Genomic DNA, 16,042 nt, shown 5'->3' on the forward strand with positions numbered 1-16,042 from the left:
CCAGCATCCCATGTGGTTCACCCGCATCAGCATCGGCAACCCGGTCCTCGCCACCATGATGATGGTGGCGTTCGTCGTGCTGGGCCTGTTTTCCTACCAGCGCCTGCGCGTCGACCAGTTCCCGGATGTGACCTTCCCGGTGGTCGTGGTGCAGACCGACTATCCGGGCGCTTCGCCCGAGACCGTCGAGTCCGACATCACGCGCAAGGTCGAGGAATCCGTCAATACCATCAACGGCATCAAGAACCTTTTTTCCCGCTCCTACGAAGGCAGTTCGGTCGTCATCATCGAGTTCGACCTGACCATCGACCCGGCCCAGGCCGCGCAGGACGTGCGCGAGAAGGTGGCGATGGTGAAGACCATCTTCCGCAAGGAAGTGAAGGAACCGCGGGTGATGCGCTACGACCCGGCCGACCGGCCCATCCTGGCGCTGTCGATCACCAGCGACGCCAAGGCCAGGGAGCGCGACCTGCGCGAGCTGACCACGATCGCCGACCAGGTGATCAAGAAGCGCCTGGAAAACGTGCGCGGCGTCGGTTCGGTGGCACTGGTGGGCGGCGTCAAGCGCGAGATCCAGATCTACGTGAAGCCGGGCGAGATGGAAGCGCTCGGTATCGGCATCGACCAGGTGATCAACGCGCTGCGCAACGAGAACCAGGAACTGCCGACCGGCGCGATCCGCTCCTCTGCCGATGAAAAGGTGGTGCAGATCCAGGGCAAGGTGAAGAACCCGCAAGACTTCGGCCGCATCATCGTCGCTCGCCGCGGCGGCCAGCCGGTGCTGCTGTCGCAGGTCGCCACCGTGGTCGACGGCCAGGAAGAGCAGGAAAGCCTCGCGCTCTACAACGGCCAGCGCACGCTGGCGCTGGCAATCCAGAAGGCGCAGGGCCAGAACACCATCGACGTGGCCGACGGGCTGAAGGAAGCACTGAAGGAGCTCGAACCGCGCCTGCAGGCGCTGTATCCGGGCGTGAAAGTGGATGTGATCCAGGACAGCTCGCGCCAGATCAAGGTCGGCGTGGAGAACGTGCGCCGCACGATGCTGGAAGGCGCGGTGCTGACCATCCTGATCGTGTTCCTGTTCCTCAATTCCTGGCGCTCGACCGTCATCACCGGCCTCACCCTGCCGGTAGCGCTGATCGGCACCTTCCTGTTCATGTACATGTTCGGCTTCACCATCAACATGATCACGCTGATGGCACTGTCGCTGTGCGTGGGCCTGCTGATCGACGATGCCATTGTCGTGCGCGAAAACATCGTGCGCCATGCCGGCATGAAAGTGAACGGGCGATACAAGGACCACAAGACCGCATCGCTCGAAGGCACGAAGGAAATCGGCCTCGCGGTGCTCGCGACCACCTTCTCCATCGTCGCGGTCTTCCTGCCGGTCGGCTTCATGGGCGGCATCATCGGCCGCTTCTTCCACCAGTTCGGCATCACCGTGACGGCGGCGGTACTGATCTCGATGTTCGTGTCGTTCACGCTCGATCCGATGCTGTCTTCCATCTGGCCTGATCCTGCCGTCCATGGTGAACACGGCGGCAAGCGCAACCTGTACGACCGCACCATCGGCCGCGTGCTGCACCAGTTCGACCGTCTCGTGCAGTGGATGTCGCGCACCTACCGCGAGATGCTGGACTGGTCGCTCAGGCATCGCGGCAAGACGCTCGGCATCGCCATCGCCACCTTTGCCGCGGGCTGTGCGATTCCGGTGGCGGGGCTGGTCGGCACCGAATTCGTGCCGCAGCCGGATTACTCGGAAACCGGCGTCACCTTCTACACTCCGGTCGGCTCCTCGCTGGAATTCACCGAGACCAAGGCGCGCCAGGTGGAAGCGGTGCTGCGCGAGTTCCCGGAAGTGCGCGACATCTACACCACCATCAACACCGGCCAGGCGCAAGGCAAGAACTACGTGACTTCCTACGTGCGCCTGGTACCGCGTGCGGAGCGCTCGCGCAGCACGATCCAGATGAGCGTGCCGCTGCGTGATCGCCTGCGCCAGGTCGCCGGCATCACCGTCACCCACATCGGCTCGCTCGAAGGCGTGGGCGGCGACGTCAAGCAGTTGCGCCTGAGCCTGCAAGGCACGGACTTGAAGGAGCTGGCCCGGCTAACCGACGAAGCGATGGACAAGATGCGCGCCATTCCCGGCCTGGTCGACCTCGATTCCAGCCTGAAGGCGGAAAAGCCGACCATCGCGGTCGAGCCCAAGCGCGACATCGGCGCCGACCTCGGCGTGGGCGTGGCGCAGATCGGCATGGCGCTGCGTCCGCTGCTGGCGGGCGAGGCGGCCACGACGTGGCGCGCGCCGGACGAAGAAAACTACGACGTCAAGGTGCGCCTGTCGCCGAGCGACCGCAACAATGCCGAGGACCTGTCGCGCCTGATGCTGGCCAGCTCCCAGGTAAACGCCGACGGCTCGCCGAAGATGGTGCCACTGCGTCAGGTAGCGACGATCGCGCCGTCCACCGGGGCCAACCAGATCAACCGCCGCGACCTGAACCGCGAGGTGGAACTGTCGGCCAACGTGGTCGGGCGTTCCGCCGGCGAAGTCAGCGCGGATGTGAAGCGGGCGCTCGACAGTATCAACTGGCAGCCGGGCTACCGCTACCAGCTCGGCGGCTCTACCAAGAACATGCAGGAATCCTTCGGCTATGCGATGTCGGCGCTGCTGCTGGCGGTGATCTTCATCTACATGATCCTCGCCTCGCAGTTCGCCAGCTTCCTGCAGCCGCTGGCCATCATGTCCTCGCTGCCGCTGACCCTGATCGGCGTGTTCCTGGCGCTGATGTTTTTCCGTTCGACGCTCAACCTGTTCTCGATCATCGGCTTCGTGATGCTGATGGGCCTGGTGACCAAGAACGCGATCCTGCTGGTGGACTTTGCCAACCAGGCACGCCGGGAAGGCATGGAACGCAGCGCCGCCCTGCTCGAAGCCGCGCATGTGCGCCTGCGCCCGATCCTGATGACGACGCTGGCCATGGTGTTCGGCATGGTGCCGCTGGCCTTCGGCCTGGGCGAAGGTTCCGAGCAGCGCGCGCCGATGGGCCAGGCGGTGATCGGCGGCATTATTACATCGTCAATACTGACGCTTGTCGTGGTGCCGGTGATTTATACCTATCTTGACGATTTTGCAGCGTGGCTGCGCCGCAAATGGCAACCCGCCGCACCTGACCAGCATCAAGGCGCGCCTGCGATCATGCTTCCGCAGAGCAAAAACGAGGATGCGCTTTGATAAAATGATGGGTTTGTTCCTTCTTAACCTGTCGAGTGCCGAAATGAATATCGAAAAAGCCCGTTTCAACATGATCGAGCAGCAGATTCGCCCCTGGGACGTCCTCGATCCCGAGGTCCTGGACCTGCTGACCGTGGTCAAGCGCGAAGACTTCGTTCCGGCGGCGTACAAGAACCTGGCCTTCATGGACACCCAGATTCCGCTCGGTAACGGCGAATACATGTTCACGCCGAAACTGGAAGCACGCATCGTGCAAGACATCGCCCCGAAGAAGCACGAGAACGTGCTGGAGATCGGCGCCGGCTCCGGTTACATGGCCGCCCTGCTGTCGCACAAGGCGCGCCATGTGACGACCGTCGAGATCGATCCCGAGCTCAAGGCTTTCGCCGAGCACAACCTGTCCAGCTACGGCATCACCAACGTCGACGTCGTACTGGGCAACGGCGCGCAGGGCTGGGCGAACCAGGGCACCGACGCACCCTACGACGTGATCGTGATTTCCGGCTCGCTGCCGGTGCTGCCGGATGCCTTCCTCAAGCAGATCAAGGTCGGCGGCCGCATTTTCGCCATCGTGGGCGTACCGCCGGTCATGAACGCCCAGATCATTACCCGCGTGTCCGACACCGCCTACGACACTGTCAAGGTGTTCGAGACCGACGTGACCCCGCTGCGCGAGATCCAGAAACCTTCCCACTTCGTCTTCTGAGGACATCATGCAACACGTAACAGCACCGGAACTGGCGACCTGGATCGCCGACGAATCGCGGCCCAAGCCGGTGCTGCTGGACGTGCGCGAGCCGTGGGAATTCCAGACCTGCCATATCCCCGGCTCGCTGCCGATTCCCATGCATTCGATCCCGGAACGCCTGCAGGAACTGGAAGAGGACGCGCCGATTGTCTGCATCTGCCATCACGGCGCGCGCAGCATGTCGGTCGCCGCCTTTTTGGAACGCAACGGCTTCACGCAAGTGACCAACCTGACCGGCGGCGTCCATGCCTGGGCACTGCAGGTTGACAGCACCATGCCGACCTACTGACAGACACTGACAGACCGAATCCTTATTGCCCCCGGAGAATTGAATGCGGAAACCCGTGATCGCCACCCTGCTTGCCGGCTCCTTCCTGACGTTGAATGCGCACGCGCTCGACCTCATGCAGGTGTACCGCGAAGCGCTTGCCAACGACGCCCCGTTTGCCAGCGCGCGGGCGCAGCTCACCGCCGGCCAGGAGCGGTCGACGCAAGGACGGGCCGGCCTGCTCCCGACTATCGGCATCGGCGGCAGCTACAACCGCTCCGACCTGGAGGCGACTTCCGCCGGCCTGACCACCAACCGCGACTTCAGTTCGCGCGGCTATACCGTTTCGCTGTCGCAGCCGCTGTTCCGGCTGGCCAACTGGGAGCAGTACCAGCAGGGCAAGCTGTCGGTCGCGGTGAGCGAAGCGCAGTTCGCGCAGTCGCAGCAAGACCTGATCGTGCGCGTGTCGCAGGCCTACTTCGACGTGCTGGCCTCGCAGGATGCGCTGGCCTCAGTGCAGGCGCAGAAGACGGCGATCACCGAGCAGCTGGCATCGGCCAAGCGCAACTTCGAGGTGGGTACCGCCACCATCACCGATACGCATGAAGCGCAGGCGCGCTACGACCTCGCGGTGGCGCAGGAATTCGCCGCGCAGAACGACCTCGAAATCAAGCGTACCGCGCTCCAGCAGATCATCGGCAAGCCCGCCGGCGCGCTCGCTACGCTGCGGCCCGGCGTGAAGCTGTCGACGCCGGAACCGGGAAGCGTCGATATCTGGGTGCAGAGCGCGGAACAGAACAACTTCGGCGTCGTCGGCCAGCAGCTCGCGCTCGAGATCGCCCAGCGCGAGATCAAGCGCAACCGCGCCGGCCACTATCCGACCGTCGACCTCGTCGCCAGCCGCAGCCACAACAACCAGAACGGCAGCGCGACCAGCCCGACCGGCAGCGTGTCGGACAACAATGCCATCGGCGTGCAATGGAGCATCCCGCTGTTCGCCGGCTTTGCGGTGGACAGCCGCGTGCGCGAAGCCATCGCCCTGGAAGACAAGGCACGCTCCGACCTGGAGAACGCGCGCCGCGTGGCAGCGCAAGGCGCGCGCCAGGCCTTCCTCGGCGTGAATGCCGGCCTGGCACAGGTACGCGCGCTGGAAGCAGCGGAGGTTTCCAGCACCTCGGCCCTGGAATCCAATCGTCTCGGGTATCAAGTCGGCGTGCGCATCAACATCGACGTGCTGAATGCGCAACAGCAGCTCTTCTCGACCCGCCGCGACCTCTCGAAGGCGCGCTACGACACCATCGTCAACGGCCTGCGACTGAAGGCGGCGGCAGGCACACTGAAGGAAGACGACCTGGCTCAGGTCAACGCACTGCTGCAGCAGTAAACTCCCCTCCCGGCATCACGGCGCACCGCCGTGATGCATCTCCTCCCCCTCCTGAAATCCCGATTGTCGGAATCGGTATTCCTGCTTTCAAGAATTGCCCGGTGTAATTTTTACCGGCGTGCCTATGCTTTAGCGTTGGAGCGTGTATGAACACGCCTGTTTCAGGTGAATGTTTCCATGTGGAAATAGCATAGCCGGCTGGCTCATAACTTGCTCCAGATCAAGGAATCCTGAAATTACCACCCTGCCTTCCCGACGGAGCCCCATGCGTACCAACCTGCCTGTAACCGGAATCGAATACATCCTGAACGATACGGAGACCATCGTCTCCAAGACAGACCTGAAGGGACGCATCACCTACATCAACCAGGACTTCATCAACGTCAGCGGTTTTACCGAAGGCGAATTGCTCGGCGCACCCCAGAACATCGTGCGGCATCCCGACATGCCGCCCGAAGCCTTCGCCGACATGTGGCGCACAATCCAGGCCGGCAAGGCCTGGACGGGCCTCGTCAAGAACCGCTGCAAGAATGGCGACCATTATTGGGTGGAGGCCAACGCCGCGCCGCTGATTGAAAACGGACGCATCGCCGGCTACACCTCGATCCGCATCAAGCCCAGCCGCGAGCAGGTAGCCGCGGCCGAACGGGCGTACAAGGCGGTGCGTGAGGGCGACAAGCGCATCGAAATCCGGGAAGGCAGTGCGGTGACACGCTCTGCATTCCGGCGGCTCAACTTCCTGCAGAAGCTGTCGCTGAAGGCAAAGATGACGATCGCCTTCGGCTCGATCGGCGCGCTGTTCCTGGCCGACATCCTGGCGCCGGCGAGCATGGCGCATGCCCTCTCCGGTTTCGGCGTCATCCTCACCCTGCTCTCCGGCCTGGTGCTGTACCGCGGCATCGTCACCCGCCTCGAGGTCGCCAAGCAAGACATCGATCGCATGAGCGCGGGCGACCTGAGCTGCAAGATCCACTCGGAAGGCGATGACGAGATTTCCAGCGTGCTGCAGGCGGTGCGCGTGCTGCAGACCAATGTGAAGCTGCTCGTCGGCCAGATCAAGGAAGCGACCGATCTCGTCAACAAGGGATCGCAGGAAATCGCGGCCGGCAATTCCGATTTGTCGGCGCGCACCGAATCGCAGGCGAGCTCACTGGAAGAGACTGCATCGTCGATGGAAGAACTGACCAGCACCGTGCGCCAGAATGCCGACAACGCGCAAGAGGCGAATCAGCTGGTGATCTCCACCTCCGCCATCGCGGTGAAGGGCGGCCAGGCCGTCGGCAAAGTCGTGGAAACCATGGCATCGATCCGGGAAAGCTCGACCCGCATCGCCGACATCATCAGCGTCATCGACGGCATCGCGTTCCAGACCAACATCCTCGCCCTCAACGCGGCGGTGGAAGCGGCGCGTGCCGGCGAACAGGGCCGCGGATTCGCCGTGGTGGCCGCGGAAGTGCGTACGCTGGCGCAACGTTCGGCAAGCGCGGCCAAGGAAATCAAGGAACTGATCAACGAGTCGGTGCAGCAGGTGGAGGCCGGCAGCACGCTGGTGGACGATGCCGGCAAGACGATGAACGAGATCGTGTCCTCGGTGAAGCATGTCACCGACATCATGAACGAGATCACCTCGGCCAGCCGCGAACAGAGCGCGGGCATCGAGCAGGTGAACCAGGCGATCAACCAGATGGACGAGATCACGCAGCAGAACGCGGCGCTGGTGGAACAGTCCGCCGCGGCGGCGGAGACACTGCGCGAGCAGGCGGTGAAGCAGGCGCAGCTGGTGGGCGCCTTCAAGCTGATCGCCGGTGGCGCGCCGGCGTTGACCTTGCTGACGAACAAGGTCGCGCCCCATGCTGCAGGGAAGGGACGCCGGCGCGTTGCCGCTATAACGAACGGGCGATGATTTCCTTCATGATCTCGTTGGCGCCGCCGTAGATGCGCTGCACGCGCGCATCGGCATACATCTGCGCGATCGGGTATTCGAGCATGTAGCCGTAGCCGCCGAAGAGCTGCAGGCAGTTGTCGATCACCTTGCACTGCAGGTCCGAGATCCAGTACTTGGCCATGGACGCGAGCACCGTGTCCATGCGCCCTTCCAGCATGTCGACGACGCAGCGGTCGATAAAGGTGCGCGCGATGGTGGCTTCGGTCTTGGCTTCGGCCAGCACGAAGCGCGTGTTCTGCATGTCGATCAGCGCCTGCCCGAAAGCCTTGCGTTCGCGCGTGTACTCGATGGTCAGGCGCAGCGCGCGCTCGATCGAGGCCACGCCGGACACGCCGATGATCGTGCGCTCATAGGGCAGCTCGTTCATCAGCTGCGCGAAGCCCTTCCCTTCCACGCCGCCCAGCACGCCGTCGGGCGCGACGCGCGCATTGTCAAAGTACAGCTCGCAGGTATCCTGGCCTTTCTGGCCGATCTTTTCGAGAATGCGGCCGACACGGAATCCGCCGCAGTTGCCCGTTTCAAGCAGCATGAGCGAAATACCCTTGGCGCCCGCCTCCGGCTCGGTCTTGGCCACCACCAGGATGAGGTCCGCGAGGTAGCCGTTGGAGATGAAGATCTTCGAGCCGTTGAGCAGGTAGCCGTCGCCATCGCGAACTGCGGTAGTACGGATATTCTTCAGGTCCGAGCCGGCGCCGGGTTCGGACATCGCGATGGCCGCGATCATTTCCCCGGAGGCCAGCTTCGGCAGGTATTTGCGTTTCTGTTCCTCGGTGCCCTGGTGCAGCAGGTAATTGGCAACGATGGCATGCACGTGCAGACCGAACGAGACGTCGCCCGCATAGGCGAGCTCCTCGAACACCACGCATTCATGCGCGAAGCTGCCGCCGCTGCCGCCGTATTCCTCCGGGATGTCGGCCAGCAGCATGCCGAGCTGGCCGGCCTTGCGCCACAGGTCGCGGTCGACATGTTGCTGCTTGCGCCATTTCTCCTGGTGCGGGACGATTTCCGCTTCGACGAAGCGGCGCACGGCGTCACGGAAACCTTCGATCTCGGGATTGGTCCAGGGCGAGGTATAGTTCATGCGATGTCTCCCTTGATTCAAGCGGCACGATACATGGTGACGACGCAGGCGCCACCGAGACCGAGGTTGTGCTGCAGGGCGATGCGCGCGCCTTCGACCTGCCGCGCCTCCGCCGTTCCGCGCAACTGGTGCGTCAGTTCGTAGCACTGGGCAAGACCGGTGGCACCGAGCGGATGCCCCTTGGAGAGCAGACCGCCGGATGGGTTGGTCACGACCTTGCCGCCATAGGTGTTGTCGCCGTCATCGACGAATTTCGCCGCGCCGCCTTCGGGGCACAGGCCGAGCGCTTCATAGGTGATCAGTTCGTTGTGCGCGAAGCAGTCGTGCAGCTCGACCACGTCCAGGCTGTCGGGGCCGATGCCCGCCTCTTCGTAGACGCGCGACGCCGCTTCCTTCGCCATGTCGTAACCGACCACGCGCATCATGTCGCGCGATTCGAAGGTGCCGGGCCGATCCGTGGTCATCGCCTGTGCGGCGATGTGGACGCGGGTATCGAGGCCCTTTGCCTTCGCAAAGTCCGCCGAGACGAGCACCGCCGCCGCGGCGCCGCAGGTCGGCGGGCATGCCATCGAGCGGGTCATCACGCCGGGCCAGATTACCGGTGCGTTCATCACGTCGTCGGCGGTGATCACCTGGCGGAACAGGGCCAGCGGATTGTTCGCAGCATGACGGCTTGCCTTGGCGCGGATCTTGGCGAAGGTCTCCAGCGGCGTGCCGTACTTCTTCATGTGGCTCAGGCCGGCGCCGCCGAAATAGCGCAGGGCAAGCGGGATATCCGGCATGCCGACCAGCTCGTCGGTGATGGCATCGAAGGCATCGAAGGGCGACGGCCGGTCCTTGAACACCGAGCTCAGCGCGCCGGGTGTCATCTGCTCGAAGCCGAGCACCAGCACGCACTCGGCCGCGCCGCTCGCCACGGCCTGCCGCGCCAGGAACAGGGCGGTCGATCCGGTCGAGCAATTGTTGTTGACGTTGATGACCGGGATGCCGGTCATGCCGACCCCATACAGCGCCTTCTGGCCGCTCGTCGAATCGCCGTACACGTAGCCGGCATAGGCCTGCTGCACATCCTCGTAGGCAATGCCGGCATCGGCCAATGCCAGCCGCGCGGCACTGGCGCCCATCTGGTCATAGGGCGCGCTCGCACCCGGCTTGGCGAAGGGAATCATCCCGACGCCCGAAACGAAGACTTTACGGCTCATCATGCACTCCATGCGGTGGCGGTTCAACAGAGAATCGACATTATAGGTCACATGACCTAAACTAGAAGCGTACAGGCCGCATGGCGATTCTGTCAATCCGCATGCGATAATCCGGCGTCCGTTTTTTGACTTCCCTCCATGTCTCCCGCGCTCAAGACATCACTGCAACGCAAGACCTCAAGCACCACCGAGAAAGGTTATGCGCGGGCCAACGACATCCTGCAGGCAGCGCGCGAAATCTTTGCGTCGGAAGGCTACGGCGGGTTGTCGATGCGTCGCGTGGCGGCCCATGTCGGCGTCAGCCTGAGCAATGTGCAGCACTACTACCGCAACAAGGACATGCTGGTCGAGGCGCTGCTCCTCGATTCGCTCAACCAGTTCCAGGAACGTATAGACGGCATCACCGCATCGATGGAGGGCGCCTCGCGTGTCGACCAGTTCATGGCGACGGTCGACATGTTCCTGGAAGAGCTGGGCAATCCGGTCATCCGCGGCATGTTCTTCGAATTCTGGGCCCTCGCCACGCGCAATACCTTTGCCTCGACGCTGATGGAGCGCATGCAGTCGCGTGAGCGCAAGGCGATCTACAAGCTGATCCAGGGGCTGTCGCCGGAGATTCCTGACGAGGAATACATGCTCAGGGCGGCGCTGATCGTGGCCCAGATCGAAGGATTGATGCTGTTCCGGGTACGCAACCGGCCCAGCCGGCCGGAACTCGCAGGCCTGGAAAGCGCCGCGCGCGCGGCGGTGCTCCGGCTCGCGATGCAAGCCTGATACACATCCGGGCGTCGATGGCAGGAAACATTGCTCAAGATCAAACCCGCCGGGATAAGTGAGCCTACACTGCAGTCATGGCCGGGCAACATCGGCCGGTTGGAGACGATGATGAGCAAACCCGAGACACTGTACGAAAAAGCCAGCTACGAACTGAACGAGTTCCGTGAGCGGCGCATGGCGGAACGCCGTGCAGTGGCGCGCGACACGCCCGACCGCCGCAGACAGCCGGGCAATGAACCGCAGACCGACATCAAGCAAGAGGACGACGGGCAGCAAGACAGCTGACGCCCGGTCAGCCTCTGGTCCGGCCTAGACCGCCGAGCCGGCGCTTCGCCTGCCGCATCGCATCGAGGATACGCATGGCAATGCGCTCTCCCCTGCCGAGGTTCTCGCCCTTGTCCGCCCTGTCGAACAACGATAGCGCGCGGTGACGCCAGGCTGCGGCGGCATTGCCAAGCGCCAGCCGCGGATGGAGCAGCAGATGCAGCCGCGAGCGGTACAGTACGAGGTGGTGCAGGCTGCGCGAATGGGCGCCGAGCGCAAACTTGTATTCGTACTCGTTCCACATGAAGTTGTATTCCTTGCAGCCGCGCGCGATGCATTCGCAGATCGTCAGGTAGCAGCAGAGGATGCCCGCGGAATACTCGTTGTAGCGCGGGTCGTGGGAAATCACCTTGAAGAAGTAGTTGCCGCCGGCGAAGTAGCCGATGCTGCCGCCCGCCACCTTGCCGTCGATGCGCATCACGAGCACCATCCCGCACTCGCGCACAAGGGCAATCACCTTGTCCACTTCCTCGTCCAGCGCATAGCGGATGTTCTTGCCGGCGATGCGCGCGCGGTTCAGGTCGATGATCGCCTGCATGTCTTCCTCGCTCGCCGCGTCCTTTTCCGCGATGTCGACACTAAACGACGGATGCTCGCGCTTGAGCTTGTCCATGTACCGGCGCAGGTTGCGGCGCATGTTCTTGCCGAGGCTGCCGACGTACTCGTCCGCGGTGGCGGGCAGGGGCAGGACGATGTTCGCGGTGCAGGCATGCTGCTGCAACGGCCGGCGCAGCGTGAGCACGCCGGACTGCACCGCGTGCAGGATGATGGCGTGGACATCCGGCCAGGCGGAAAAGACATGGCCGGCAAGGCGCTCCGCATCTTCCTCGTCGATTGCCATGCCTTCATTGACGACATGGACTGCACTGCCCTTCCTGCTCAGCAGGAAGGCCGCCAGCACATGGTCCTGCCGGCGCACGACGCAGGTATGCGTCACCTCCGACAGGCCGCCGTAGATCCTCAGGTGGGCGAACGTCGAGTGGATGTTGCCGTACCGCGCTTGCATCGCCGCGTCGATTGCCGGCGTCAGTTCCGCTGCACGCAGCTCGACGACGATGCCGTCGTCCGCACGTTCCGCTGCCGGCAGCACGACCTGCATTGCAGCGGCTTCATTCAATTCATTCACGCCAGGAATGGCCGTCTCCCAGTTGCATGACACGGGTTGAGACTAGCATCGGCAATCGCAGGGACGGCGGCTTTTCGCAGCCTGTTTGTGCTGTACCAAGAAGCGGCCTGCAGGAACGCAACAGTGTTGCGGCCCTTCAAGAGCAGGCAGGAAATTCAGCGCAGCGGCGCGGTGCTCAGCAAACCCGCGCGACTGCGCAGGAAAGCGGCGACCTGTTCCGCGGGACGCGGCTCGGCGAAATAATAGCCCTGCATGATGTCGCAGCCGGCATTGCGCAGGAAGCTGAGCTGCTCTTCGGTTTCCACGCCTTCCGCCACCACCGACAGGCCGAGGCTGTGCGCCATGGCGATGATCGCGGTGGTGATCGCCTCGTCGTCGCCGTCGCCGGGAATGTCGCGCACGAAGGTGCGGTCGATCTTGACCTGGTCGATCGGGAAGCGCTTGAGGTAGGCCATCGAAGAATAGCCGGTGCCGAAATCATCGATAGACAGGCGGATGCCTTCCGTCTGCAGCCGATTGAGCAGGTCGACGTTGGCATGCACGTTATCCATCAGCACGGTTTCGGTGATCTCCAGCTCCAGCTGGCTGGGCGGGATATCGAACTCGCGCAGCGCGCCGATGATGTCGTGCACCAGGTTCGGGTCGCGCGTCTGCCGCGCCGACAGGTTGACGGACACCGGAATCGCTCCCAGTCCCGATTCGCGCCATGCCGCCGCCTGCTTGCAGGCGGTGCGCAGGACCCAGCGCCCGATCGGGACGATCAGTCCGCTGTCCTCTGCAACCGGGATGAACTCCACCGGGCTGATCATGCCCAGCTCGGGATGCTGCCAGCGCAGCAGCGCTTCCAGCCCGACCAGCCGGCCGTCGCGCAGGTTGACCTGCGGCTGGTAATACAGCAGCAGCTCGCCGCGGTCTAGCGCCTTGCGCAGCTTGGTTTCGAGCGACAGGCGTTTCTGCACGCGATGGTCCAGTTCGGGGTGGAACTGTTCGAACGCATTCTTGCCCTTGCCTTTGGCCTGGTACATCGCGGTGTCCGCATTGCGGGTCAGGGTCTCCAGGTCGGGCGCGTCGTCGGGATAGATGCTGATGCCGGCGCTGGCCGTCGCATAGATCTCATGGCCGTCGACATCGAAGGGTGCGGCCAGCACGTTCAGCACCTTCTCCGCGACGCCCGCCGCATTGGGAACCTCGGATCGTTCGAGGATGATCGCGAATTCGTCGCCGCCGATGCGGCAGATCACATCGCCGCCGCGCAGGCATTCGGCCAGGCGCCTGGCCACCAGCTTGAGCAGGCTGTCGCCGCTGTGGTGTCCGAGCGTGTCGTTGACGATCTTGAAGTTGTCGAGGTCCAGCAGCAGCAATCCGGCGCAGCCGCCGAGCTCGTCCACCTTGCCCAGGGCGATGGCGAGGTATTCATTGAAGGCATGCCGGTTCGGCAATCCGGTCACCGGGTCGACATGGGCCAGATAGTCGAGATGGGCTTCGGCGCTCTTGACGAGGCGGCGCATGCGCGCAACCAGCAGGTAGGCGAAGGCAAGCGAGCCCATCGCAATCGCGAGCGTGAGGCCGGCATAACCGACGAGGCGGGCATAGAGCTGCTCCAGGCTGGCGCGGATCACCACCACGCCGATCTCGCGGCCATCCATTTCCACGCGCCGCGCGACCTCGAGCTGGTTGAACCCGAATTGATGTCCGTCGTCCACCAGGGCCGGCGACGGCGTTGCGACGAGCGATACGCCGTCGCGGCGGTACGATGCGAGCAGTGTGCGTTCCGCGGTGAACACGCCGGCCGCCTCGATGCTGGGCGAGCCCTCCAGCACGGCCAGCGTTTCGTTGCTGGCCCTGCTGTCGTTGAACAGCAGCGCAGCCGAACTGTTCTCGCCGATGAGCCTGGCCTGGACCTTCACGTCTTCCAGCAGTCCGCCGCGCAGTGCGAAAAACTGGAACAGGATCAGCAGCACGCTGGCAAGCAGCAGCGCGGCCCCGGCCGTGACCAGGTTGGCCAGTTCCATCCAGCGGCCAAGCCGCTGCGGCCGGGAGTAGTGCGCGGCGCTCATTGCACTGTCCTTGCCAGGCGCAGCAGCTTGGAACTGAGCACCAGACGGGCCTGCCTTGCCGCGCGCGTGTCGACGTCGAATACGACGCGCTTGTTGTCCACGCCCAGCGCGATGATGCTGCCGTCGTGGCCGATTTCGTCGTCATCGGATACCGTGAGCACGCTCGCGCCGCCCAGGCCTTTCTTGATCTGCACCCAACGTTCACGGTCGTTTCCGTCAACGAACAGCACGTGGCAGGCGCGCAGCGTGTCCAGCGCGGCGAGGTGGCGCACCGAAACCCGGCGGCCCTTGACGGCCTTTTCGTTGAGCCCCGCCAGCGCGTGGCGCAAGGCGCTGCCGGGATTGACGCAGATGTTCAAGGTGCCCCCTTCATACGCCGTATCGGACGGCCACTCAGTGAATAGCGCAAAGTTGTACACGAAGGCTGCCTTCAGCTCATATTCGGGCACCGGCTCCGCCATACCCGGCAGCGGCAGCAGGAGCAGCGCCGGCATCAGGCGGCCGACGGTCCTGCGCAGCGTGGCGATGAACAGGCCGGACATCAGAACGCGTAGCCCAGCTTGAGCCGGAAGGTGCGTCCGTTCTGGACGATCGCATCCTGCACATGTTCCTCGGAACCGGGGTCGGCATAACGGCGGTCGAACAGGTTGTAGATGCTTGCCGACAGTTCCAGTCCCGGCGCCAGGCGTATGGCGGACAGGGTCAGGTTGGCGAGCCAGTAGCCGCCGGTTTCGCCCTGCAGCGTGCCGCGCCTGCCGACGTAGCTGGCCTCTGCCCCGCTGCGCCATCCGGTGCCCGGCACGGGCGCGCTGAGGTTGAACTTGGCGAGGTGGCGCGGCGAGTTGACCAGCAATGCGCCGCTGCCGACGTCCTTGGCCCGCTGCCAACTGTAGCTGGTGCGCAACCGCGCGCCGCCGGTCCACGCCCTTTCCCATTCGAGCTCGATGCCGTATGCCCTCGCTCGGTTGAGGTTGCGGAATACCAGCAGACCGTCGGCGGGATCGGTCGTCTGGGTGATCAGGTTGGACACCGTGTTGCGGAACACCGATGCAGTCAGGCGAGACTCCGGGGAAGCGGCGTGTTCGACGCTCAGCTCCTGCGTGCGGATGCGTTCCGCTTTCAGGCCGGGATTCGATTTCTGCCCGCCGGCGCTGAGCATTTCGTAGTACAGCTCGTAGGCGTTGGGCGCGCGGAAGGCGGTGCCGGCCATGGCCTTGTAGGTCGTCGCTTCGCTCGCCTTGTGGATCAGCGCCACCCGCGGATTGATGCTGCTGTCCCCGGTCGAGGAGCTGCGGTCGTAGCGCGCGCCGGCATTGAGCAGCAGGCTGGGGCGAAGCGCGAACTCATCCTGCAGGTACACGCCGAAACGGTTGCCGGCACGGCGGTCGTCGAGCCTGGACACGAAAGGGTCGGCGTCGAAATTGAACTGATGCTGCCGGTAATCGCGCTGCACCTCGGCGCCCATCACCAGCTTGTGGCCGGCGATGCGGGTCGTGACCAGTCTGCCCTCGGCGCCCCACCAGCTGGATTGCGAGCCATCGCGGTTGAGGGTGAGCGGCGGGTAGTCGTACACATAGTCGCCGGTGTAATCGTAGCGGCCCCAGAACAACCGGGTGGTCAGCTGGGCGTCGTCGGCGAGCTGCGCGCGATGGCTGGCGTCGACAAAGCTCTGGATATCGACGGTGCGCGCGCGAGCGTCGTTGAATGCCTGGCTATAGGACGCGGTCGGAATGCCTTTCGTCCGCTCGCTATGTGCAAGGGATACGCTCCAGGCGCCGGCCGCCCCTTTCAGCAACAGGTTTTGCGCACGGTCGTGGTCCAGCCGGCGGGCGACGCCATTGTTCGTGGCCGGCGTATCGAATTCGGGGAAGTACAGGTCTGGCCCGTCTTCACGG

13 protein-coding genes are annotated in these 16,042 nt (G+C 64.1%); 7 read left to right on the plus strand and 6 right to left on the minus strand.

The genetic code is table 11. The annotated features are described in order from the left end of the window. Positions 1-10: 10 nt before the first annotated feature. The 5 genes from VFF99_RS21120 to VFF99_RS21140 all read left to right on the plus strand — a co-directional run bounded on the left by VFF99_RS21120 (position 11) and on the right by VFF99_RS21140 (position 7,538). Entirely contained in the window at positions 11-3,235 is a 3,225-nt protein-coding gene (locus VFF99_RS21120) for an efflux RND transporter permease subunit (RefSeq protein ID WP_325020899.1), read from the plus strand. A 43-nt stretch (positions 3,236-3,278) separates the two neighbouring features. Then, positions 3,279-3,941 carry a protein-L-isoaspartate O-methyltransferase gene (locus VFF99_RS21125; RefSeq protein WP_325020900.1) on the plus strand — a complete coding sequence of 221 codons (663 nt, stop codon included), beginning with the start codon at positions 3,279-3,281 and terminating at the stop codon, positions 3,939-3,941. A gap of 7 nt (positions 3,942-3,948) precedes the next feature. Then, positions 3,949-4,272: a rhodanese-like domain-containing protein gene (locus VFF99_RS21130; RefSeq protein WP_325020901.1), complete on the plus strand. Its 324-nt coding sequence runs from the start codon at positions 3,949-3,951 to the stop codon at positions 4,270-4,272. Positions 4,273-4,315: 43 nt separating this feature from the next. Then, positions 4,316-5,635 carry a TolC family outer membrane protein gene (locus tag VFF99_RS21135; protein ID WP_325020902.1) on the plus strand — a complete coding sequence of 440 codons (1,320 nt, stop codon included), beginning with the start codon at positions 4,316-4,318 and terminating at the stop codon, positions 5,633-5,635. A gap of 265 nt (positions 5,636-5,900) precedes the next feature. Beyond that, on the plus strand, positions 5,901-7,538 hold the full coding sequence (locus tag VFF99_RS21140; RefSeq protein ID WP_325020903.1) for a methyl-accepting chemotaxis protein: 1,638 nt from the start codon (positions 5,901-5,903) through the stop codon (positions 7,536-7,538). On the opposite strand, the gene VFF99_RS21145 is transcribed toward VFF99_RS21140, so the two are convergent. Further along, positions 7,519-8,661: an acyl-CoA dehydrogenase family protein gene (locus VFF99_RS21145; RefSeq protein WP_325020904.1), complete on the minus strand. Its 1,143-nt coding sequence runs from the start codon at positions 8,659-8,661 to the stop codon at positions 7,519-7,521. The genes VFF99_RS21140 and VFF99_RS21145 overlap by 20 nt on opposite strands. A 17-nt stretch (positions 8,662-8,678) precedes the next feature. Next, entirely contained in the window at positions 8,679-9,863 is a 1,185-nt protein-coding gene (locus tag VFF99_RS21150; protein WP_325020912.1) for a lipid-transfer protein, read from the minus strand. Between the two features lie 138 nt (positions 9,864-10,001). On the opposite strand from VFF99_RS21150, the gene VFF99_RS21155 reads away from it, so the two are divergent. Both VFF99_RS21155 and VFF99_RS21160 read left to right on the plus strand, forming a co-directional pair. After that, complete coding sequence (locus VFF99_RS21155; protein ID WP_325020905.1) at positions 10,002-10,637, plus strand: TetR/AcrR family transcriptional regulator; 636 nt, start codon at positions 10,002-10,004, stop codon at positions 10,635-10,637. A 108-nt stretch (positions 10,638-10,745) separates the two neighbouring features. Beyond that, positions 10,746-10,925: a hypothetical protein gene (locus VFF99_RS21160; RefSeq protein WP_325020906.1), complete on the plus strand. Its 180-nt coding sequence runs from the start codon at positions 10,746-10,748 to the stop codon at positions 10,923-10,925. A gap of 7 nt (positions 10,926-10,932) precedes the next feature. Here VFF99_RS21160 and VFF99_RS21165 read toward each other — a convergent pair whose 3' ends face one another. From VFF99_RS21165 to VFF99_RS21180, 4 genes are all read right to left on the minus strand, one after another. After that, positions 10,933-12,090, minus strand: a complete 1,158-nt coding sequence (locus VFF99_RS21165; protein ID WP_325020907.1) for a GNAT family N-acetyltransferase — start codon at positions 12,088-12,090, stop codon at positions 10,933-10,935. A 155-nt stretch (positions 12,091-12,245) separates the two neighbouring features. Next, complete coding sequence (locus VFF99_RS21170; protein WP_325020908.1) at positions 12,246-14,147, minus strand: putative bifunctional diguanylate cyclase/phosphodiesterase; 1,902 nt, start codon at positions 14,145-14,147, stop codon at positions 12,246-12,248. After that, positions 14,144-14,689 carry a YfiR family protein gene (locus VFF99_RS21175; protein ID WP_325020909.1) on the minus strand — a complete coding sequence of 182 codons (546 nt, stop codon included), beginning with the start codon at positions 14,687-14,689 and terminating at the stop codon, positions 14,144-14,146. Before VFF99_RS21175 ends, VFF99_RS21170 begins: the two co-directional genes overlap by 4 nt. After that, positions 14,689-16,042: TonB-dependent receptor (locus VFF99_RS21180; protein ID WP_325020910.1), on the minus strand; the 1,354-nt coding region annotated here is incomplete at its 5' end. The genes VFF99_RS21175 and VFF99_RS21180, both read right to left, overlap by 1 nt.

Source organism: Noviherbaspirillum sp., assembly GCF_035654295.1.
Lineage (GTDB): Bacteria > Pseudomonadota > Gammaproteobacteria > Burkholderiales > Burkholderiaceae_D > Noviherbaspirillum.